This is a genomic window from Mixta hanseatica (assembly GCF_023517775.1).
GTDB lineage: Bacteria > Pseudomonadota > Gammaproteobacteria > Enterobacterales > Enterobacteriaceae > Mixta > Mixta hanseatica.
On sequence record NZ_CP082904.1, the window covers coordinates 1,866,686 to 1,885,416 of the forward strand.

The following is an 18,731-nucleotide window of genomic DNA, read 5'->3' on the forward strand; positions in this document are numbered from 1 at the left end:
TTAATCAGTGAAAGGAGGTTGGTGTGTAGCGTTCGGCCGGAGTCTGGCTACCCAGGTGCGGGATCATGGCCTGGCGTGCCTGCTCATAATTGATCCATAAAGACTCGTCCTGGAGAGACGGAATAGTGATCGGTTCACCCCGGGCGAAACCGGTGAGGGCAGCATCAACCATCTCCTGAGCGCTCATCACGATCGCCGGATCTAATTTATCGAGCGACAGTCCGCCGTTATCCCAGAACGGGGTTGCGGTGGCACCGGGCAGAACGGCCTGCACCTGAATGCCTTTATCTGCCAATTCGTGATGCAGCGACTGGCTGAAGGCCAGTACATAAGCTTTACTGGCGCCGTAAACGCCGTTCAGCAACTCGGGGGCGATACTGACAATGGAGGCGATATTAATAATGGCGCCGTGTCCGCGCGCAACGAATCCAGGCACTACCGCGTAAGTGAGGCGGGTCAGGGCGATTACGTTCAGATTAATCATGGCTGTCATTTTGTCCGCCTCGCTTTGCAGCAGCGGCAAATGAGTGCCGATACCGGCATTGTTCACCAGTAGAGTAATGCTGGCATCCTGACGCAGTTTCTCTTCCACTGCCGCAAGCTGCGTCAGATCGGCCAGATCGGCCGCTACCACTTCCACGCTGCGGCCGCTGTCGGTGGTAATGTGCTCTGCCAGTTGATTCAGGCGGTTATGGTTGCGGGCTACGATAATCAGGTCGTATCCCATTCTTGCGAGGCGAGCGGCGTAAAGCGCGCCCATGCCGGTTGAGGCGCCGGTTACCACGGCGGTGCCGCGGTCTTTCTGTGTTTGCTGCGTCATGATATTCACCTTGTCTGTTGTGTGCTTGGTGAATTCATATTACGTAAACACACGTCGTCCTAAATGACGCAGAAGGTAGTAATTCAGGACATCTTTCTGCCCTGAATCATCCCTTCACTGGCGAAATGCGACAAAAGAGCGCGAGAGGGCAGGCAGATAAGGCGGGCGTTAAGACTTGCCGGTACGCAGTGACTGAGGCGGAATACCATAACCGCGAATAAAGACTTCGCGCATATGGCGGCGATCGCGAAATCCTGATTCCCGGGCGATAACATCCAGCGACAGGCGGCCCTGTTCAATCATCAGGCGGGCATTTTCCAGGCGCAGCCCTTCGATGGCCTTAGCTGGAGATTTCCCCGTTTCGGCGCGAAACAGACGGCTGAGCTGGCGCGCGCTGACATGCACCGCATCAGCCAGATCTTCTACCGTCAGCGGTTTATTGAGATTATTGCGCGCATATTCCAGGGCTGACTGCAGACGATCGCTGCGCGGCGCCAGTGCCAGCATTTCGGAATGCTGGGTTTGTCCGCCAGAGCGCCGGTGATGCATGACTAACCGGTGTGCCACGTTACGGGCGATATCTGTGCCCAGATCCTTTTCCACCATGCCCAACGCCATATCCAGTCCGGCAGTAAGCCCTGCTGAGGTCCAGACGTGATCGTCAATGATGAAGATACGATCCTCTTCCACCCGAATGGCGGGATACAGGGTTTTCATATTTTGCGCGTGTGCCCAGTGAGTGGTAGCGCGGCGATCGGATAACAGCCCGGCCTGCGCCAGCACAAAGGCGCCGGTACAGATTCCGGCGACGCGGCGCGCTTTCAGGGCATTATTTTGTAAAAAGCTGATAACGCCCGCCGTTGCTGGTAGCTCCAGCGGAGTGAGTACGCCAACAACAAGCCAGGTATCTATCGGCGCCTCTACGTCAAGCGGCTGGCTGTCCACGCCAACGCCGTAAGACGATTTAACCGGGCCGCCGCGTTCGGAGTAGACCGTACAGGTATAAAACGGCTCTTTTATCGCCTGGTTGGCAAATTCAAAAACGCTCAGCGTGGATAATCCCAGCACCTGGAAGCGATCGGTAATCAGTAAACCTACCCGATGCATCATCATCTCCTGTGTTGTTAAACGGCACGAGGTGTAATCGGCACTTCACTTTTTCTGCATAATGCTGGATGTGAGCTATGGGTTTCAATCATTAAAAAACAGACCTGACGGTCAAATGGGTTACCTGCCCGACCCGGGTTTCCAGCCTTGGGGAAAAACGTAGGCGCAACACCGTTGTGTCTGTAGAGATTAATCGTCGCCGCATAAGCGATATGTGCTAAAAAAATAATTTAATCTTTTTATTATCATTTAGTTAACTGGAAGTGATAACAAACGTTGAAAATATAGGTTGCGATTTAATCGCGCGCTATGTAACTTAGTGTCAAGCCCACCGCACGACGCCCTAAGCTGGCAATTTAAGTAGCGTGCGATTTAATAGTGATTTAATTAAAGGAGTAATATCATGAAAATCAAACAAACCGTGTTAGCCGTTGCCCTGGCCGCCATTTCGGCAAACAGCTTTGCCGATGCGCCAAAGCCGGAGCGCCATGTAGAAGCTTTCCTGAATGCGTTGAACAGCAGCGGCGGTAAGCCTATTGAGCAGCTTTCACCGCAGGATGCCCGCCAGGTGTTGGTAGGCGCACAAAAAGGGGCGGTGCTTCCCGCTGCGGATGTGACTGAAAAAACCATTCAGGTTAATGGAGAGCCGCTGAAGCTGAATATTGTTAAACCGCAAGGATCACATGGCACATTGCCGGTATTTATGTTCTTTCACGGCGGCGGCTGGGTGCTGGGCGATTTTCCAACCCATGAACGCCTGGTACGCGATCTTGTTGTTGAATCCGGCGCTGCCGCGGTGTTCGTGAACTATACGCCTTCATCGGAAGCACACTATCCGGTGGCGATTAATCAGGCTTATGCAGCCACGCGCTGGGTAGCTGAACATGGCCAGGAAATAGGCGTTGACGGTAAGCGACTGGCATTGGTAGGTAACAGCGTTGGCGGCAATATGGTCGCTGCGGTAGCGTTACAGGCGAAACAGCAACATACCCCGGCAATTCGTTATGACGTAATGTTATGGCCCGTGACAGATGCCCGCTTCGATACGGCCTCATACAATCAATTTGAGAACGGTTATTTCCTGACGCGCAACATGATGAAATGGTTCTGGGATGCTTATACCACCAACGAAAGCGAACGTAACAACATTCTGGCATCACCGTTGCGCGCGACCAGCGATCAACTGAAAGGGCTGCCGCCGACGCTGATCCAGACGGCAGAACTGGACGTACTGCGCGATGAGGGGGAAGCCTTTGGTCGTAAACTCGATGCCGCAGGTGTAGATGTGACGGTAACGCGTTATAACGGGCTTATCCACGATTATGGCCTGCTGAACGGCCTGAGTACGGTGCCGGCGGTGCGTACTGCTTTACAACAGGCTGCAGACGCGCTCAAAACGCATCTGAAATAATAAAAAGCCAGGCTACAGGCCTGGCTTTTTACTTATGCCGATTCATTGGCGGAAGGGCGCGCCTGCTTACCGGTAAGAAATGCCGGACTGGTACGCATAAGCGCCGTTATGGCTTTCAGATGTTCGCGTAGCAAGCCGTGAAGCTCACGAACCGCGGGTGAAAACTGCTTGCGATGCGGACAAATCAGACTCAAAGGCACGGCCTCGCCGGGTTGCTCCGGCAGAAGAATCTCCAGCCTGCCAGCCAGGACATCGGCACTGATATCGATCCAGGATTTATAGATAATGCCCATATCGGCAACTGCCCAGCGCCGCGCTAAATCGGCATCATCGCACATCATTCTGCTGCTTACCGTCAGCTGTCGGCGTACGCCGTTTTCAGGAAAGGACCATTTGTCGTAAACGTGTCCGTTCAGCGTATACAGCAGACAGTGATGCAGCAGCAGATCATCGAGTTTTTGCGGGCGGCCATGCTTCGCCAGATAAGCGGGGGACGCCGCCAGGACGCGGCGGTTATCTTCCGCCAGCGGCAGAGCGACATAACTGCTGTTTTCCAGCACACCGTAGCGTATCGCCACATCCACCGGATCGCGGAACACATCGCTAACCTGATCGGAAAGATAGAGCCGCAGTGAGACTTTCGGATGTTTTTCGCAAAAGGCGGTAATGACCGGTAGCACCACGTTGCGGCCAATATCTGACGGCACCGCGATTTTAAGTTCGCCCTGAATCTCATGCTCTCCGCCCTGCAGGCGCTCAGACCCGGCCTGCACGATGTTCAGCATCTCTTGCGCATAAGGCAGCCAGGTCTCTCCCTCTGCCGTCAGGCGCAGACTGCGGGTAGAACGGGCAAAAAGGCGTTTATTCAGGTCGCGTTCGAGGCGGTTAACCGCCGCGCTGACCTGACCCAGAAGAATATCAGCCTCACGCGCCGCGCTGGAAAAGCTGCCCAGAGCGGCAGCACGGACAAACAGCGTAACATCCTCAAGACGGATCATGCAGGCTCCTGTAAACAAATCTCTCTTTTTGGCGACCGCATACCCGCTACCAGGTTGGATATTTCAGCACATAGCGGCTGATGCGCACGAGCACGCCCGTTGACCGGTAACGCATCTAAGACGATGAAATCGTTATATCAGCCTGTGGTCGGTATGCAACCTACTTTTAAACCTTTCTTATGGTCCAAGGGAAAATCCCTCTGATTTTCACTTCTGGAGTGAAAGTGCTGCTTACGTTATGCCGTTTTTCAGCAGACAGCGACGCCTTACTCTTTCCGACACCGCCGATCATTTTCACTCACCATAACGGGAAGAATATCTATGAAAGCTATCGTCTACAGCCAGAACGGATTACCCCTGACTAATCCGCAAGCGCTTTATGAGACTGAGCTGCCAAAACCTACGCCGGGCGCGCATGATTTGCTGGTAAAGGTTCAGGCCATTTCGGTTAATCCGGTGGATGTTAAAGTGCGCGCCGGATCGCCCACCACGCAGCCACGCATTTTAGGCTGGGATGCGGTCGGGGCAGTGGAAGCGGTGGGGGAAAGCGTCACGCTGTTTAAGCCGGGCGATCGGGTCTGGTATGCCGGTGCGATTAACCGGCCTGGCGCTTATGCCGAGTACAGCCTGGTAGATGAACGGATAGCCGGTCATCAGCCAGCCTCTTTGAGCGATGCCGACGCCGCCGCGCTGCCGCTAACCTCGCTAACTGCCTGGGAGCTGTTATTCGATCGTCTGGAGGTAAAAGAAGGACATGGTGACGCGCTGCTGATTATTGGGGCCGCTGGTGGCGTAGGCTCAGTACTGACGCAGCTGGCCAGCAAGTTGACCGGGCTGCGCGTTATCGGTACAGCTTCCCGCGCTGAAACGGCGGCCTGGGTACGGGAACTGGGCGCGCACGATGTTATTGATCATTCGCGTCCGCTGATGGAAGGCCTGCATGAGATTGGCGTGTCCGAGGTGCGCTACGTCGCCAGCCTGACACACACGGATAAGCATTATCAGCAGATTGTGGAAGTGCTGGCTCCGCAGGGGCGTCTGGCCGTTATTGACGATCCGGATACGCTGGATGCGGTGCCGCTTAAGCGTAAAGCTGTTTCCCTGCACTGGGAGCTGATGTTTACCCGCTCCCTGTTTGAGACTGCCGATATGGCGCGTCAGAATGAAATTCTGGAAAACGTCCGTCGCCTGATCGAAGACGGCACGCTGCGCACTACCAAAGGCGAAAATTACGGGAAAATTAACGCGGAAAATCTGCGCCGCGCGCACGCCTTTATTGAAAGCGGTCGCGCACGCGGAAAAATTGTACTGGACGGTTTTTGATTAGCCAGCCAGAGCATACGTAGCCGCGCATGCCTTTGCTCAACACAAAAGCGTGGCGGCGGACCTTATATTGAGGAGATTTCTATGTTGCTCAGTGAAGCCGTGACGAAACGTCACACGGTAAAAGCCTTTGACAATACCCATACGCTGCCGCAATCGCAGGTTGAAACGCTGCTGCATGTATTGCAAAACACCCCTTCCTCGGTTAATTCCCAACCCTGGCATTTCGTGGTTGCCTCGACGGAGGAAGGGAAGAATGCTATCTCGGCATCCACCTCAGACGGTTTCGTCTATAACGCGCCGAAAGTGCTCAACGCATCGCACGTCATTGCCTTTTGTATGCGTGCAGATATGAGTGAAGCGCACCTACAAAGCATTCTGCAGCACGAGGCGCAGGCTGGGCGTTTTCGTGATGCCTCGGCTGAAGCGGGTCAGGACAAAAGCCGTCGTGGTTATGTTGATCTGCATCGCTATGTGCTGCGCGATCTACCGAACTGGATGGAGAAGCAGGTGTATATCGCGCTGGGTGGTTTATTACTGAGTGCGGCTCTGCTGGGTATTGATGCCACGCCGATGGAAGGCTTTGATAACGCTGCGCTGGATCGGGCGCTGGGGCTGCGCGAGAAGGGATTAACCAGCGTGGTACTGGTATCGCTGGGCTACCGCAGCGAGCAGGATTTTAATGCCGCGCTGCCCAAGTCACGTCTGCCGCGTGAAGAAATCTTCTCTTTTATTTGATGCGCTTCAGCAGACAAAAAAGTCAGGCTTTTTAGCCTGACTTTTTACTGGGTGCAATTGGCTCACCGGTTACGATCCATAAACCGCGCCGCATCGCCTGCATCCGGATCGATAAACACCACATCCTGCGGCGACCGGCGCGGCGTATCCAGCGTCAGAAACACCACCGGCTCCTCCAGTAACACCGGCAGCGCATGTACCACGCCGCGTTCAAAAAACAATAAATCGCCGGGCCCAAATTCTGCTTCCGTCGCTGCATCTTCCATCCAGAATGTGCCCTTGCCGGAAAGCACATACAGATATTCATCGCATTCGCGATGGTAGTGTGGCGGCACGCCGCGATAAGCGCGAAAGACACGGCTGCTGGCATCAGGACGATCGGTCAGGTAGCGATCTGCCAGCATAGTTGTAGCCGTTTCAGGTAAGGTTTTTGCTATTTCGGCAGGTTTAAAACGGGCTGATTTGACGTTTCGGTTGGCGTTCATGGAGATTTCCTTAATCAAAAGGAGAGTGGAATACCAGACTGGCTCTGGCATTAGCGGTTAAATAATTAAAGGAATACGCTGGCAACGAAGGGAAGTTCACCAGCGTTATAACGCCCTGAGAAAGCGTTAAACAACTTTGGGGAAATCGATCTCAGTGTCGTTGACGCGGTTTACCATGAAACAGATCGGCGGTTTTTCCAGTGGCTTCAGTAGCGGTAATAGTAGGTAAACGGCTCATAACAGATTCCTTATTTCATGGTTTGACAGCTCAGGGATGACAGAAGCCTGTTTTCAGGTGTTCGGTCATACCGTTGCCGTCTGGTAATGAAAAAGTACTGCTAGCCCGCGCCGGCAAAAAGAGGCCGTGGACGTAAGGACTTTCACTCCGCAAGTGAAAAACCCAGCCTTTTTACTGCTTGCCTGGCGGTATCCGGGCGATGACTTTTATTTCAAAATCGAAACCGGCAAGCCAGGTAACGCCTACCGCCGTCCAGTTTGGGTAGGGCGCCTGGGGAAAGATCGCCTGTTTAACCGCCATGATGGTGGCAAACTGATTCTCAGGATCGGTATGAAAGGTGGTGACATCCACCAAATCATCAAAACCACAGCCTGCGGCCTGCAGCGTTAAACGCAGGTTCTCAAACGCCAGCCTGACCTGTGCGGCAAAGTCCGGCTCCGGTGAGCCATCTTCACGGCTGCCTACTTGTCCGGAGACAAACAGCAAATCACCCGATCGAATGGCCGCTGAATAGCCGTGCTGTTCATACAGAGCATGGCGACTGGTCGGGAAAATCGTTTCGCGTTCCGTCATAGCTACCTCTTTTTAGCTGTTGCAGGTGGGATGCGTGTGACACGTAATTCATTTAATATACAAAGCGTATATGAATACATCACACATACGCCATGTATGTCAAAATAAAATACGCTTCGTATGTAAAATGGGGAGAAAAAATGGCTGTTGGACGTCGTGCTGAGATGATGGAAGAGAACAGAAACAAACTTATCGCCGCGGCGCGCAAAGCCTTTGCGGAAAAAGGGTTTGCCGCCGCCTCGATGGATGATTTAACGGCCAGCGTCGGGCTGACCCGCGGCGCGCTGTATCATAATTTCGGCGACAAGCGCGGCCTGTTGGCGGCGGTCGTGGCGCAGGTGGATAGTGAAATGGCGCAGCGGGCAAAAGAGATTGCCAGTACTGCCGAAGCGGGCTGGGATCGTTTATTGGCGGAAGGCATTGCCTATATCAAAATGGCGCTTGATGCAGAAGTTCAGCGCATTGTATTACTGGATGGCCCCGCGTTTTTGGGCGATCCATCAGGCTGGCCAAGCCAGAATGCCTGTTTTGACGCTACCCGTAGCGCCGTGGCGGAGTTGATTGCACGTGACGTATTAAGGCCGGTTGAGGTGGATGCGGCAGCCCGGTTGCTTAACGGCGCGGCGCTAAATGCGGCGTTGTGGGTCGCCGCTGCGCAAGAGCCTGAAATAAAACTGCCCAAAGCGATCGAGGTCTTTGTTCTTATGGCGGAGGGGCTGCGCCTTTAACGCTGTATAAGCAGCAATGTGATAAGGTCGGGCTGCATCAGTCATCAATTTACGTTACGGGAGGAGCAGTGAAGAGAGAAGCCTTATTCAGCTACGCGCGGGAACACTTTAATGCCGAACCGGAGTATCTCTGGAGTAACCTGCCGGGCTATGCCGTGCTTCGTCATCACGACGGCAGCAAATGGTTTGGCATCGTGATGGAGGTGCCCGGTACAAAGCTGGGTCTCAACACGGAAGAGAAAGTCGATATTCTTGATGTAAAAGTCAGGCCGGAACATATCGGGTCGCTGCGGCAAAAAGAGGGTATCCTGCCTGCTTACCATATGAATAAAGAGCACTGGATCAGCGTGCTGCTTTCTGGTCCGCTATCGGCGCAGGAAATACAGCAACTGCTGGCGGACAGCCATGCGTTAACCTCCTGACGCCCGCCGGAAAAAGTGGGATACAGCGGTTGAGCCTGGCGGCCGTGTATCCCTAAAAATCTGTTGGCCAGGGATTATTTCTGCTTTCACCTTTCGCGGGCGGGCGTTGCAAACAGACCGTAATCCGCATTAAAACGGTCTTGCCTGTCAAATTTGCTTTTCAACGCCGTTAGCTTTTCAAGCGCATTGCCGTAAAAGGCACGAGCGCGGTGATAGCTCTCTGGCCCAATAACCGCCGGATAAGCACTGCTGGCGCTCAGCGGTAGCATAATTTTCTGCATCTCATGAAGCCACCGTTGCCCTTTGATTGCTTCTTCAGGCTGTTGCCAGCTGGCCACCACCTGCATATTAAAGTGATTGCGACGCAGGTGAAACGCGGTGGCCTCTGCATCTGTACGCGCGGCCTGACCGTGAAAATCATGCAGCATGATGCAGTTTTGCCCTGGGGGCATGCGATGACAGCAGTCAAGTAGGGCGTCAGTCACTTCGTCGGTAAGACTGTCCAGGTTAAAGGCATCCATTTGATAGCCTCGTCCTTTAGGCCAGGAGGATCGGTCACCTGCATCATCATAAGTCAGCCGGTAATCCAGCCACGCTTTTTTAACCACGTTGGCGCCGGCTACGGATGAAAGCGCATTAAGATATTTTTCGCCTGTGGCTTCATCGCCGGTCCACAGCGGTTCCAGGATCAGACCAAACCCTTTGCCCGGTAGCATGGCAAAGGTTGAAAATACGCTTAGCCGATCGTCTGATTCATCAAGAATTTCCTGTAGATTTCTCAGGCTTTCACGAGCGCTGCGCAGTTCGACAAAAACGGTGGCGGAAAGTACCGGCGCCAGGCGATGAATGAAAAATTCGGCTGAGGTGAGCACAGCAAAGTTTTTACCGGCGCCCCGCAGCGCCCAAAACAGGTCAGGATTTTCTTCCTGACTGGCCGTTACGCAGGAGCCGTCCGCCAGCACGACGTTCGCGCTTTTAAGGTTATCCGTTACCAGGCCAAAGCGGGCGTTAAGTTTTCCGTAACCTCCACCCAGCGCCAGCCCGGCCAGCCCGACCTGGGTACTTACGCCAGTGACGAGGGCGAAGCCTTCTGGCAAGGCATCAACGGCATTTTTTACGTCTGCTCCGCCGGCAACGGTAAGCGTGCCCTGCGCAGGGTTAGCCGCAGTGTGCCGCATATTTCTCAGATCAAGGGTAATGCCTTCTGAGGCGATTGCTCGTCTGAACCAGTCATGACCACCACCCAGCGTCGAAACCGGGAGCGCATGCTCAGCGGCAATACGCACCGCATTCTGGATGTCAGATACATTTAAACAGCTGACTGCAACCGCCGCGCTGACTTCTGCAGCGCCGTTCCACAGGCCGCCTTGTAGACTTTGGCCCGCCGCTCTGCCTGTTTTTACTTCACCTGCGATGTGCTTTTTTAAATCGTGAATAAGTTGGTCTTTCATTTTTCCTCACTGTTTTGACCAGCCGGTGAGCATGTTAGCCGCGCTGAGCCGAACCGGGTGCAGATTGGCTGTAATCGCTGCCGGGCCGGTCGTTTTATTCGCTTTTATCTGCAACTACCCTAAAAAGTAGCAGAAGGATTAGTGGCTATCTGACGGCGGGTTCGTGGGCGCAGGAAGCGGACTGTACTGCGCCTCAACTGTGATCAAACTCTGATAAACGACAAGGCTTACTTGTATGGTAGTAAGGTGACATTTAAGTTATCAAGATGTTTATTTTTTATTCTAAAAGCATTACAGCTGGTATGTTGCCGTGCTGGTGGAGACGGTAGCGGGCGTGGCGACCGCATTTTGTAAGTCGCTAGGGGCATTTCAGGCTCTCAGAGTGGTTATGGGTATGGGCACGGGCCTGTTTTAATCGCCGCCATTTTGGCATTCGCTACCTGGCGCGAAGCTTTTTTATTTATCCCGCTTATCGGTCTGGTGATCCTTGTCGCCCAGCTGATCATCGGCACGCGTAAAAATCATCAAAAAGTCAACGCGTGGATTATTAACAACCAAATGACGCCGCCTGTTACCGAATCTCTGAATCATCAGGTAGAAACATCTTCGGTTTGGTCTAACGCCGCTTCTTGTTTGAAAAACCGTAACTGTCAGCTCGCTATTCTGCTGATTTTTGGATTTACCTGGGCAGAGATGGGGATCGCTAACTTCCTGACACTGCAACTGACATGTGAAGTGGGCCTGGATCTGTCAACGGCTGCCGTTATTTCCGGGGCTTCTGGTTTAACCGGCTGGATTGGTCAGATTTTATGGGGCAGCTTTTCGGACGTAAAAGGGCGTAAACGTTCCCTGGGTATCATTATCTCTGGATGGATCCTGGCTGCTGCGTTATGCATGTTTATCCATTCCGCCACGCTTGCCTGGGCGATTCTGATCCTCTGGGGACTGTTTCGCAATTCACCCTATCCTGTCGCTTATGCTTTGCTGATCGATTCTTCTCCGCGCGCCGCCGCATCCAGCATGGGGCTGATGATCGGCCTGGCGGTAGGCATTGCCGGGATTCTGGTCGCGCCAGTTAGCGGCTGGATTATCTCCAGCTATGGCTTTACTGCTCACTATCTGGTTATTGTTGCAGTGCTGCTTATTTCATGCGCTCCGCTGTGGTTTATTAAAGAAACTGTAAAGGTAAATAAGGCCTGATATGACTAGCGATGTAATCTCCTTACTGCGGCAGTACACGCTGATTGAACTGAACCATCTTTATGAAGAATTTATGCCAGTCTGGCCAACGTATGGAAAATTTTCTGTAGCCGTGCAGAAGATTATATTGCTGGTGATGGCAACTATAACTGTCAACTTAGCCTTGGGGATCATTGTGGTACTCATGTGGATGCCCCGGCACACTTTATTGACGGGGGTAGAACCATTGAACAAATTGATGTCCAACAACTGACGGGGCGCGTTACCTGCTAAATAAAGGCGTGACGGTGTTCGGCACGGATGCTATGTCCCTTGACCGGTATAGCAATGAAGCGCATCCCGCCCATTTTGCCGTGCTGGGCGCAGGTTGTTTGATTGTGGAAAATCTGGCCAATCTGCATGCTTTGCCCGCCGAATTTATCTTTATGGCGTTGCCGCTCAGGATTAAGGGAGCGTCCGCTTCTCCCATTCGTGCAGTGGCGCTGGTGAAGTAACCCGCTCTACGCCGATGAGTTATGCCAGAAACAGTATATGCCCACCGGGCGTGAGAACTTTTATCAGATAATACGTTGTCATCTGTGGGTGGAGATTATGCCGAACATGATCCGCCGAGCCTTGGTTTCAACACTCCACCCACACCGATCCGGCATCCGCTGAACGTACGCAATTTTCTACCCAGCGGACCCCCGCCAGACCTGCATGGACATCCGGATACCAGAAATCACGGAGAAACGTCGTATCACCGCGATCCGTGGCGTCCATCGCCAGCGCGAAACGACGATAGAGATTCGACCAGGCTTCAAATAGCCCTTCCGCATGGCCGCCGCTAATCCGATCCTCCTCCAGCGCTCGCGCATTAAGATAACCCATGCCGCGCTCAAGGATGCGCACAGGCTCGCCCTGAACTTCATAGCGCAGCTGATTGGGCTGTTCATCCCACCACTCCAGGCTGGCTTTGGCCCCCACGATGCGGATCTTTTGACTATGCATGGAACCACTGTTGACCGCAGAAGCCCACATGCTACCCACTGCGCCATTGGCAAATTCCATCAGTACGTATGCGTTATCCTCCAGCGGCGCGCGGCTCTCGATAAAGCTCTGACGAGCGCATAGCAGACGTTTAACCTGCAGATCGGGCACCATGGTTTCCGCGATAAATAGAGGATGCGTAGCCAGATCGCCCAGTACATAGCTGGGGCCAACAAAGCGAGGATCGACGCGCCAGCGGGTGCTGGGATTCTGCAACTCTACCGCTTCATTATGAAAGCCGTGGGCAAACTGCATATTAACAATCCGTATCTCGCCCAGCTCGCCTGCCGTTACCATTTCCCGCGCCTGATGAATCAGCTGGTGGCCCGCGTAGCCATATGTTACGCCGATAATCTTATTTTTTTCTGCGCTTAAACGCTCAAGCTCATCGGCTTCCTCGGTGGTGAAACACAACGGTTTTTCGCATACCACATGCAGGCCAGCCTGTAGCGCCGCCCGGCAAATAGCAAAATGCGTGTTATTCGGCGTGGCGACAGAAACGGCCTGGATGCCATCTTCCCGCGCGGCTTCCGCTGCAAACATGCTTTCATAGTCGGGATAACAGCGCTCCGGCTGAACACCCAGTGCGGTGCCAAAAGCCAGGCCGCGTTCGGCATCAATATCAAATGCGCCGGCCAGTAGCGTGAAGGTACTATCACGCTGCGCCGCCGAGCGGTGAATATAGCCAATCTGGCTGGTTCCGCCGCCGCCCACCATGCCCCAGCGCAGTGAGTGTCCGAGAGGTTTGATACCATTAATCATCTTCGTCTCCTTAAAAACCAACTGATTGCAGATATTGCAGGCTTGCCGTGACGTCGCGCAGACTGGTGTCCGCATTACGCGGATCTCTTTCCTGCTCGATAGTGATCCAGCCCTGATAATGACGCTGCCGCAGAAATTCATGGATTTGCGGGTAGTTAATTGCCCCGCAGCCAAGCGGACACATAACGCCCTGAGCACAGGCGGAGAAAAAGTCTACGCCACCACCGATAACGTCCCGCCACACGGAGGCGTTGATATCTTTGAAATGAAGGTAATCAATACGATCCCAATATTTATCGAGCGCAGCGATCGGCTCCATACCGGAATAGAAGAGATGGCCGGTATCCAGACAGAGACCGGCAACGGAATGGGGGATATCCGCAACCAGTTGCGCAATTTCATCCTCATATTCTATACACCCACCGGCATGGGGATGGATCACCGGGCGTACGCCGTACTCTTTCCACGCTATTTCACTGAGCGCTGAGATATGCGCCATCATGGTTTGCCAGTCAGCGGAAGAGAGCCGGGGAGCTTTTGTCGGCTGGCCCGCTAAAGCGGCCCGCTCCGGATTACCAAAATCGATAATCACCAGGTAGGGGGGCGGCGTATTCTTTCCATGAACCTTCTCAGCGGTGGGCACGGTTTTCAGGTTGCGGCAAATATTATGGGTAAGCGCCACCATCGCCGGAAAATTCTGTTCGCTGACCAGATCGTCAAAAATGGTGCCGGCGACCAAAGAAAGGCCGTGCCTGTTAAGCGCATCACTCAACTCATCCGCCTGCACCGGCAGATAGCCCCAGGGACCCAGTTCGATACTTTTGTAGCCTGCCTGGGCGGCCTCATGCAGGACTTTTTGCCACGCGGGTAAATAAGGATTGTCAGGATCGTCCACCCCCCAACTGCAGGGCGCATTTGCGATAGATATAGTCATAGGGCTTTCTCTTCAGGTTGTACATTACGAGGATTTTCTTCACGGCTCGTCAGGGCAAAGCGATCAAGTACCAGCTGTTCCATTTTTTCCAGAGAGACGCCTTTAGTTTCAGGTAGATACTTGCGAACAAACCACCATGAAATCAGGCAACAAACTGCGAAGATCAACAGCGGGAAACCGCCGCCAAAATGCGCCATCAGCCAGGGATTTTTATTCATGATCGGAAAGCTCTGACTGACCAAAAAATTGGCGATCCACATCGCGCTGATTGAAAAACCCATCCCCGCCGCCCGGAGTCGGTTAGGGAAAATCTCGCCGATAACGGTCCAGACAACCTGTGCCCATGTCGCGCCGAATATCAGCATGAAACCAAACAGGCCAATGACCGAAGCGATGCCCTTAATACCGGCATAAAAAGAGATAAAAGTCATAATCAGACAGAGGGCTGCTCCCCAGGAACCGACGGACAACAGTATTTTTCGGCCAACCCGATCAATCAGCGCCATGCCCACCATGACGCCAACAAATTGCATCGCGGCCAGCCAGATGGTCATGAACATCGCTTCCTCCATGCTGCCGGTAACATTCCTGAGCAGGGAGGGGCCAAAATACTGGATGACGTTTATGCCAGTCAGCTGATTGAATAAGGCCAGGCCTACGCCAATAACCAGGAAAACCAGGTTACGTTTATTAAATCGCAGTCGTTCATGAGAATGAGAAGGCCGAAGTTCAGATTGCAGTGACGTTTTGATCTCCCGCAGAACATTTTGTGCATGCCCTGCAGAGGAAATGCGCGTCAGGGTTTTTAGCGCCCGGTCATCATGACCGGCCATAACGTTCCAGCGGGGTGACTCGGGAATAAAACTGATAAAGATAAAAAACAGCAAGCAGGGGACAAATGCTGAACCCAGCATCCAGCGCCAACCGGTATCATTCAGCCATTCAGGCGTCGCGCCTTTGGCAATAAGATAATTGGTCAGCAGCACCAACACCTGCCCGCCCACACAACAAATCATATGCATGGTCATGGCACGGCCACGGTAATCTTTCGGCGCTACTTCGGCGATATAGACTGGTGAAACCACCGATGCCATGCCTATGCCCAGCCCGCCAATGATGCGAAACAGTACAAATATTTCAAAATTGGGAGCCAGAGCGGTGCCGATGACTGAGGCGACAAAAAGAAGGGCCGTCATCAGCAACGTCTTTTTGCGTCCGTAACGATCGGCAATATGCCCGGCAACCAGACATCCGAGAACGCATCCAATAATGACATTCGATACAGCCCAGCCGGTTTCGGCAGGGGAAAGACGATAGTGGTGGCTCAGGGGCTCAATAGCACCCGAAATAACCGATGAATCGTAGCCGAGCAGTAGTCCGCCAAGCGCTGCTACGCAGCAGATACCCATGACATAAGCAATATTATGGCGCTGATGAGAAACCGGCATGTTGTTCTCCCGCAGTATAAAGTGCAGGCAGTATCAAACATACATTCCATAATCTCCAACAATGAAACTTTCGTTTTTAGAGGTGGATCATGATTTTTTTAAATCAAGCAATGATAGATTTTTATCTTTAAGGGATAAGCCGTGATTCTCCTTAGGTTAGATTCAAATATTTTCGCGGGTCACCAGATCAAAGGGCAGGGTAATATGTACGGGATTAATATCATCCTCGCGAAAATGACTAATGATGACGCGGACGACCGTTTCTGCAATCAAATCAATTCGATGTCTGATCATCACTTCAATGCCGCCTTCAATAAGCGCAAGATCGCCATTCACCACCGGACCGTGGCAAAGTAGTTTTATGTGCTGGCGGTCGCTCTCTTTAATGGCTTTCAGGACGCCCTCGATCCCGCCACATGGCGCATAAATCATGGCGAGATCGCTGTGGTTTGCGAGCAACGTTGTTGCAGCTGAATATCCGCCTTCAACGCTTTCATGCGTTTTTAACGGCTCAAGGACCACATAACCGCTATTTTTTTCACGCAGGTAAGAGCGAAAGCTGATCTCACAGCTTTCCTGGCAGTTAAAACGATGGTCGCCCAGCAGAACGCCAATCACGTCCTGAGGTTGTAGTAAGCGATCGGCAAACCATCCGGCAGTACGTCCCGCTTTCTGATTATCCAGCCCGATATAACCGGCATGCCCACAGGGCGAGAAATCAGAAAAAAGGGCATAAACCCGCACGCCAGATGCGGCAACTTTTTTAATGGTATGTCGTATCAATGGGTGATCAAGGGCAACCAGGCCAATGGCATCAACCCGCTTTGCCAGCTTTTCAAGAGAAGCCGCCATGCTTTCTACATCCTGAATATCGAACCCTACAAATTCAGGTTCAGTGTGGGCGTATTGATAGGCGAAACGGCGTAATGAATCGGCAAACGGCTGATAAAACGAGTGATCTTTCGTTAACAGCATAAATCCCATGCGAACCGGCGTTTTCCCTGGCGTCTCTTCGCGGGCCATTACTTTCAGCATTGCTTCACGGTAGCCCAGGCGCTCTGCGGCCAGTAAAACCTTTTCCCGCGTCTCCTGACGTACCGGCGCGCGACGATTTAAGACGCGATCGACAGTTGCGACGCCGACGCCTGCTGCTTTGGCTACGGCTGCCATAGACACTTTTTTCATTGCGATTATCCCTAATGATAGATTTTTATCATTATGGCCTTACGTCAGGGATACTGCAAAAGGTTATGTGTTGCTTTCTTTGCCCGTCGCGGAACGGTGTTTCGGAACGCTAAAGATTGGCCTACAGAGCCGTACTGCAAATCCGTTTTTTACTACCATCAACCAATGTGAATTTGCGGATACAGGACCGGTATGGATACCATTCAAGTCACAACAAATCGATAGATAATATTTTTAGGAAAAAATAATAAACCAGATAAATCATTCAGTTAAATTCATGGCGTGACCTTTGATTTAACGCGAAAACCATCCATTGTTAAAAAACGATGCAATCAATGATGCAATCAAGTTACGCATTGATTTTTGTTGTGCTATTACTATGTGCCAGATTCTTAACCTGTCGGCTGGAAATGGTTATGTCACTCTTTAAGCGCTGGGCAACTCAGCTTCAGCAACAGACTCAACGCCCTGCCTATCTGCGTATAGCTGATTTTATTGCAGAGGGTATTACTACCGGCGAGCTGCCTTCGCGCTATAGACTCCCCCCGCTGCGCGAACTGGCTGAGATTCTGGGCCTGAACTATACGACCGTGACGAGGGGGTACGCGGAGGCCCGCCGCAGAGGCCTGATCGATTCCCGTCCAGGGCTGGGCAGCTTTATTCGCAGTAAAGCATCTTCTGCTTCGGCCTTACCCGTCAGCAGTTATGAAATGACCATGAATGCACCTATAGAACCTGTAGGAGCGTTAACCGAAGAAGCTTTGCGCGCCGGGGCCATAAATCTCTTTAACAGCACAGACATGTTGAGTCTGATGCGTTATCAGGATTTCGGTGGTAATGCGGAAGATAAAGCGGCGGCAATGCTCTGGATTAACCGTAAACTGAACGTAGAGAATGAATCAGAAATTCTGGTCTGCCCCGGGATCCACAGTGCATTGGTTGGCATAATGACGCTGCTTAAGCGCCGGAAAGGTGCCGTCTGTGTAAGCAATCTGGTTTATCCGGGCATGAAAGCAATCGCAAGCCATCTTGACGTTAAATTAAAAGCGGTGCTTTGTGATGAATCTGGCCCAGACCCTGCGGCTTTAGAGGCTTTTTGCAGGGCCGGAGAGATCAGCGCACTGTATATCAACCCGACATTGCATAATCCTACCACACTGACGATACCTGACTTTCGCAGACGCGCGCTTGCGGAAGTGTGCAGACGTTACAATGTTTCGGTGATTGAAGATGATGCTTACGCAGCGTTAAGCGATCTTCATATACCTGCTTTCGCGGAACTGGTGCCCGAGCTGACATGGTATGTAACGGGCATGTCCAAATGTTTTGGACCGGGACTGCGTATCGCTTTTCTCAAAGGCCCTGACAGGCAGGCAGTAGAACGTCTTTCAGCCGTACTGCGGGCTTTAATGGTGATGTCCAGTCCTTTAACCAATGCGCTTGCACGCCAGTGGATAAATGACGGTACGGCCGAGCGCATGTTGGATGAGATAAAAAACGAAGCTAAAATACGTCAGAAAATAGCCTCTTTATATCTTTCTCAGTTTGAATATCAGGCAGATAACAACGGTTATCATTTATGGTTGCCCATTCCTAAAATGATCAACTCAAATTCATCTGATGTCGCGGTTAAGCTGCGAGAGAAAGGGATTAGCGCTGTTTCAGGGATTGCATTTTGCACGGATAATAACCCTGTAGAGGCTTTAAGGTTGTGCCTGGGGGGATCTCAGAGTCGTCATCAATGCGAAGAAAACCTTAAAACACTGTCTGAAATGCTAACCGACCCAATATATTTTTCTGGCATGGCCATATAACTCATGGAAAAAGAGAAAACTACATTTCTATTTAACGTGGCACTGTTTTTTTATTTTAAGAACTA

The 18,731-nt window shown here is 52.4% G+C and carries 19 protein-coding genes; 9 read left to right on the forward strand and 10 right to left on the reverse strand.

What is annotated here, in order from left to right; genetic code table 11:
• Positions 1 to 4: 4 nt before the first annotated feature.
• Entirely contained in the window at positions 5 to 820 is an 816-nt protein-coding gene (locus tag K6958_RS09045; RefSeq protein ID WP_249894326.1) for an SDR family NAD(P)-dependent oxidoreductase, read from the reverse strand.
• Between the two features lie 168 nt (positions 821 to 988).
• The gene (locus K6958_RS09050) at positions 989 to 1,927 is read right to left on the reverse strand and encodes a GlxA family transcriptional regulator (protein WP_249894648.1); all 939 of its coding nucleotides are present in this window, start codon (positions 1,925 to 1,927) and stop codon (positions 989 to 991) included.
• A 403-nt stretch (positions 1,928 to 2,330) separates the two neighbouring features.
• On the opposite strand from K6958_RS09050, the gene K6958_RS09055 reads away from it, so the two are divergent.
• Positions 2,331 to 3,338: an alpha/beta hydrolase gene (locus K6958_RS09055; protein ID WP_249894327.1), complete on the forward strand. Its 1,008-nt coding sequence runs from the start codon at positions 2,331 to 2,333 to the stop codon at positions 3,336 to 3,338.
• A 32-nt stretch (positions 3,339 to 3,370) separates the two neighbouring features.
• Here K6958_RS09055 and K6958_RS09060 read toward each other — a convergent pair whose 3' ends face one another.
• Positions 3,371 to 4,336: a LysR family transcriptional regulator gene (locus K6958_RS09060; protein WP_249894328.1), complete on the reverse strand. Its 966-nt coding sequence runs from the start codon at positions 4,334 to 4,336 to the stop codon at positions 3,371 to 3,373.
• 321 nt (positions 4,337 to 4,657) lie between these two features.
• On the opposite strand from K6958_RS09060, the gene K6958_RS09065 reads away from it, so the two are divergent.
• Positions 4,658 to 5,659 carry a zinc-binding alcohol dehydrogenase family protein gene (locus tag K6958_RS09065; protein WP_249894329.1) on the forward strand — a complete coding sequence of 334 codons (1,002 nt, stop codon included), beginning with the start codon at positions 4,658 to 4,660 and terminating at the stop codon, positions 5,657 to 5,659.
• Between the two features lie 84 nt (positions 5,660 to 5,743).
• A complete protein-coding gene (gene nfsB, locus K6958_RS09070) occupies positions 5,744 to 6,397 on the forward strand; it encodes an oxygen-insensitive NAD(P)H nitroreductase (protein ID WP_249894330.1) in 654 nt (217 codons plus the stop codon).
• A 62-nt stretch (positions 6,398 to 6,459) separates the two neighbouring features.
• On the opposite strand, the gene K6958_RS09075 is transcribed toward nfsB, so the two are convergent.
• Together K6958_RS09075 and K6958_RS09080 are read right to left on the reverse strand one after the other, a co-directional pair.
• Positions 6,460 to 6,882 carry a cupin domain-containing protein gene (locus tag K6958_RS09075; protein ID WP_249894331.1) on the reverse strand — a complete coding sequence of 141 codons (423 nt, stop codon included), beginning with the start codon at positions 6,880 to 6,882 and terminating at the stop codon, positions 6,460 to 6,462.
• A 409-nt stretch (positions 6,883 to 7,291) separates the two neighbouring features.
• Positions 7,292 to 7,693 carry a RidA family protein gene (locus K6958_RS09080; RefSeq protein WP_249894332.1) on the reverse strand — a complete coding sequence of 134 codons (402 nt, stop codon included), beginning with the start codon at positions 7,691 to 7,693 and terminating at the stop codon, positions 7,292 to 7,294.
• Between the two features lie 140 nt (positions 7,694 to 7,833).
• On the opposite strand from K6958_RS09080, the gene K6958_RS09085 reads away from it, so the two are divergent.
• Together K6958_RS09085 and K6958_RS09090 are read left to right on the forward strand one after the other, a co-directional pair.
• Positions 7,834 to 8,421, forward strand: coding sequence for a TetR/AcrR family transcriptional regulator (locus K6958_RS09085; protein ID WP_249894333.1), 588 nt, complete (start codon positions 7,834 to 7,836; stop codon positions 8,419 to 8,421).
• A 68-nt stretch (positions 8,422 to 8,489) separates the two neighbouring features.
• A complete protein-coding gene (locus K6958_RS09090; RefSeq protein WP_249894334.1) occupies positions 8,490 to 8,843 on the forward strand; it encodes an MmcQ/YjbR family DNA-binding protein in 354 nt (117 codons plus the stop codon).
• An 86-nt stretch (positions 8,844 to 8,929) separates the two neighbouring features.
• On the opposite strand, the gene K6958_RS09095 is transcribed toward K6958_RS09090, so the two are convergent.
• On the reverse strand, positions 8,930 to 10,294 hold the full coding sequence (locus tag K6958_RS09095; protein ID WP_249894335.1) for an FAD-binding oxidoreductase: 1,365 nt from the start codon (positions 10,292 to 10,294) through the stop codon (positions 8,930 to 8,932).
• 426 nt (positions 10,295 to 10,720) lie between these two features.
• Between K6958_RS09095 and K6958_RS09100 the strand changes: the two genes are divergently transcribed.
• From K6958_RS09100 to K6958_RS09110, 3 genes are all read left to right on the forward strand, one after another.
• The gene (locus K6958_RS09100; protein ID WP_249894336.1) at positions 10,721 to 11,494 is read left to right on the forward strand and encodes an MFS transporter; all 774 of its coding nucleotides are present in this window, start codon (positions 10,721 to 10,723) and stop codon (positions 11,492 to 11,494) included.
• Between the two features lie 126 nt (positions 11,495 to 11,620).
• Positions 11,621 to 11,767: a cyclase family protein gene (locus K6958_RS09105; protein ID WP_249894649.1), complete on the forward strand. Its 147-nt coding sequence runs from the start codon at positions 11,621 to 11,623 to the stop codon at positions 11,765 to 11,767.
• 32 nt (positions 11,768 to 11,799) lie between these two features.
• Complete coding sequence (locus K6958_RS09110; RefSeq protein WP_249894337.1) at positions 11,800 to 11,988, forward strand: cyclase family protein; 189 nt, start codon at positions 11,800 to 11,802, stop codon at positions 11,986 to 11,988.
• Between the two features lie 127 nt (positions 11,989 to 12,115).
• On the opposite strand, the gene K6958_RS09115 is transcribed toward K6958_RS09110, so the two are convergent.
• From K6958_RS09115 to K6958_RS09130, 4 genes are all read right to left on the reverse strand, one after another.
• Positions 12,116 to 13,285, reverse strand: a complete 1,170-nt coding sequence (locus K6958_RS09115; protein WP_249894338.1) for a Gfo/Idh/MocA family protein — start codon at positions 13,283 to 13,285, stop codon at positions 12,116 to 12,118.
• Positions 13,286 to 13,295: 10 nt separating this feature from the next.
• Complete coding sequence (locus K6958_RS09120; RefSeq protein ID WP_249894339.1) at positions 13,296 to 14,219, reverse strand: TIM barrel protein; 924 nt, start codon at positions 14,217 to 14,219, stop codon at positions 13,296 to 13,298.
• Entirely contained in the window at positions 14,216 to 15,667 is a 1,452-nt protein-coding gene (locus tag K6958_RS09125) for a sugar porter family MFS transporter (RefSeq protein WP_249894340.1), read from the reverse strand. Before K6958_RS09125 ends, K6958_RS09120 begins: the two co-directional genes overlap by 4 nt.
• 162 nt (positions 15,668 to 15,829) lie before the next feature.
• Positions 15,830 to 16,852: a LacI family DNA-binding transcriptional regulator gene (locus tag K6958_RS09130; RefSeq protein WP_249894341.1), complete on the reverse strand. Its 1,023-nt coding sequence runs from the start codon at positions 16,850 to 16,852 to the stop codon at positions 15,830 to 15,832.
• 416 nt (positions 16,853 to 17,268) lie between these two features.
• Between K6958_RS09130 and K6958_RS09135 the strand changes: the two genes are divergently transcribed.
• Positions 17,269 to 18,666 carry an aminotransferase-like domain-containing protein gene (locus tag K6958_RS09135; RefSeq protein ID WP_249894342.1) on the forward strand — a complete coding sequence of 466 codons (1,398 nt, stop codon included), beginning with the start codon at positions 17,269 to 17,271 and terminating at the stop codon, positions 18,664 to 18,666.
• Positions 18,667 to 18,731 lie beyond the last annotated feature (65 nt).

Bases quoted from the DNA above. Each gene is read 5' to 3' on its own strand.
- K6958_RS09045 (WP_249894326.1), bottom strand. From the start codon at position 820: ATGACGCAGCAAACACAGAAAGACCGCGGCACCGCCGTGGTAACCGGC.
- K6958_RS09050 (WP_249894648.1), bottom strand. From the start codon at position 1,927: ATGCATCGGGTAGGTTTACTGATTACCGATCGCTTCCAGGTGCTGGGA.
- K6958_RS09055 (WP_249894327.1), top strand. From the start codon at position 2,331: ATGAAAATCAAACAAACCGTGTTAGCCGTTGCCCTGGCCGCCATTTCG.
- K6958_RS09060 (WP_249894328.1), bottom strand. From the start codon at position 4,336: ATGATCCGTCTTGAGGATGTTACGCTGTTTGTCCGTGCTGCCGCTCTG.
- K6958_RS09065 (WP_249894329.1), top strand. From the start codon at position 4,658: ATGAAAGCTATCGTCTACAGCCAGAACGGATTACCCCTGACTAATCCG.
- nfsB (WP_249894330.1), top strand. From the start codon at position 5,744: ATGTTGCTCAGTGAAGCCGTGACGAAACGTCACACGGTAAAAGCCTTT.
- K6958_RS09075 (WP_249894331.1), bottom strand. From the start codon at position 6,882: ATGAACGCCAACCGAAACGTCAAATCAGCCCGTTTTAAACCTGCCGAA.
- K6958_RS09080 (WP_249894332.1), bottom strand. From the start codon at position 7,693: ATGACGGAACGCGAAACGATTTTCCCGACCAGTCGCCATGCTCTGTAT.
- K6958_RS09085 (WP_249894333.1), top strand. From the start codon at position 7,834: ATGGCTGTTGGACGTCGTGCTGAGATGATGGAAGAGAACAGAAACAAA.
- K6958_RS09095 (WP_249894335.1), bottom strand. From the start codon at position 10,294: ATGAAAGACCAACTTATTCACGATTTAAAAAAGCACATCGCAGGTGAA.
- K6958_RS09110 (WP_249894337.1), top strand. From the start codon at position 11,800: ATGTCCCTTGACCGGTATAGCAATGAAGCGCATCCCGCCCATTTTGCC.
- K6958_RS09115 (WP_249894338.1), bottom strand. From the start codon at position 13,285: ATGATTAATGGTATCAAACCTCTCGGACACTCACTGCGCTGGGGCATG.
- K6958_RS09120 (WP_249894339.1), bottom strand. From the start codon at position 14,219: ATGACTATATCTATCGCAAATGCGCCCTGCAGTTGGGGGGTGGACGAT.
- K6958_RS09125 (WP_249894340.1), bottom strand. From the start codon at position 15,667: ATGCCGGTTTCTCATCAGCGCCATAATATTGCTTATGTCATGGGTATC.
- K6958_RS09130 (WP_249894341.1), bottom strand. From the start codon at position 16,852: ATGAAAAAAGTGTCTATGGCAGCCGTAGCCAAAGCAGCAGGCGTCGGC.
- K6958_RS09135 (WP_249894342.1), top strand. From the start codon at position 17,269: ATGTCACTCTTTAAGCGCTGGGCAACTCAGCTTCAGCAACAGACTCAA.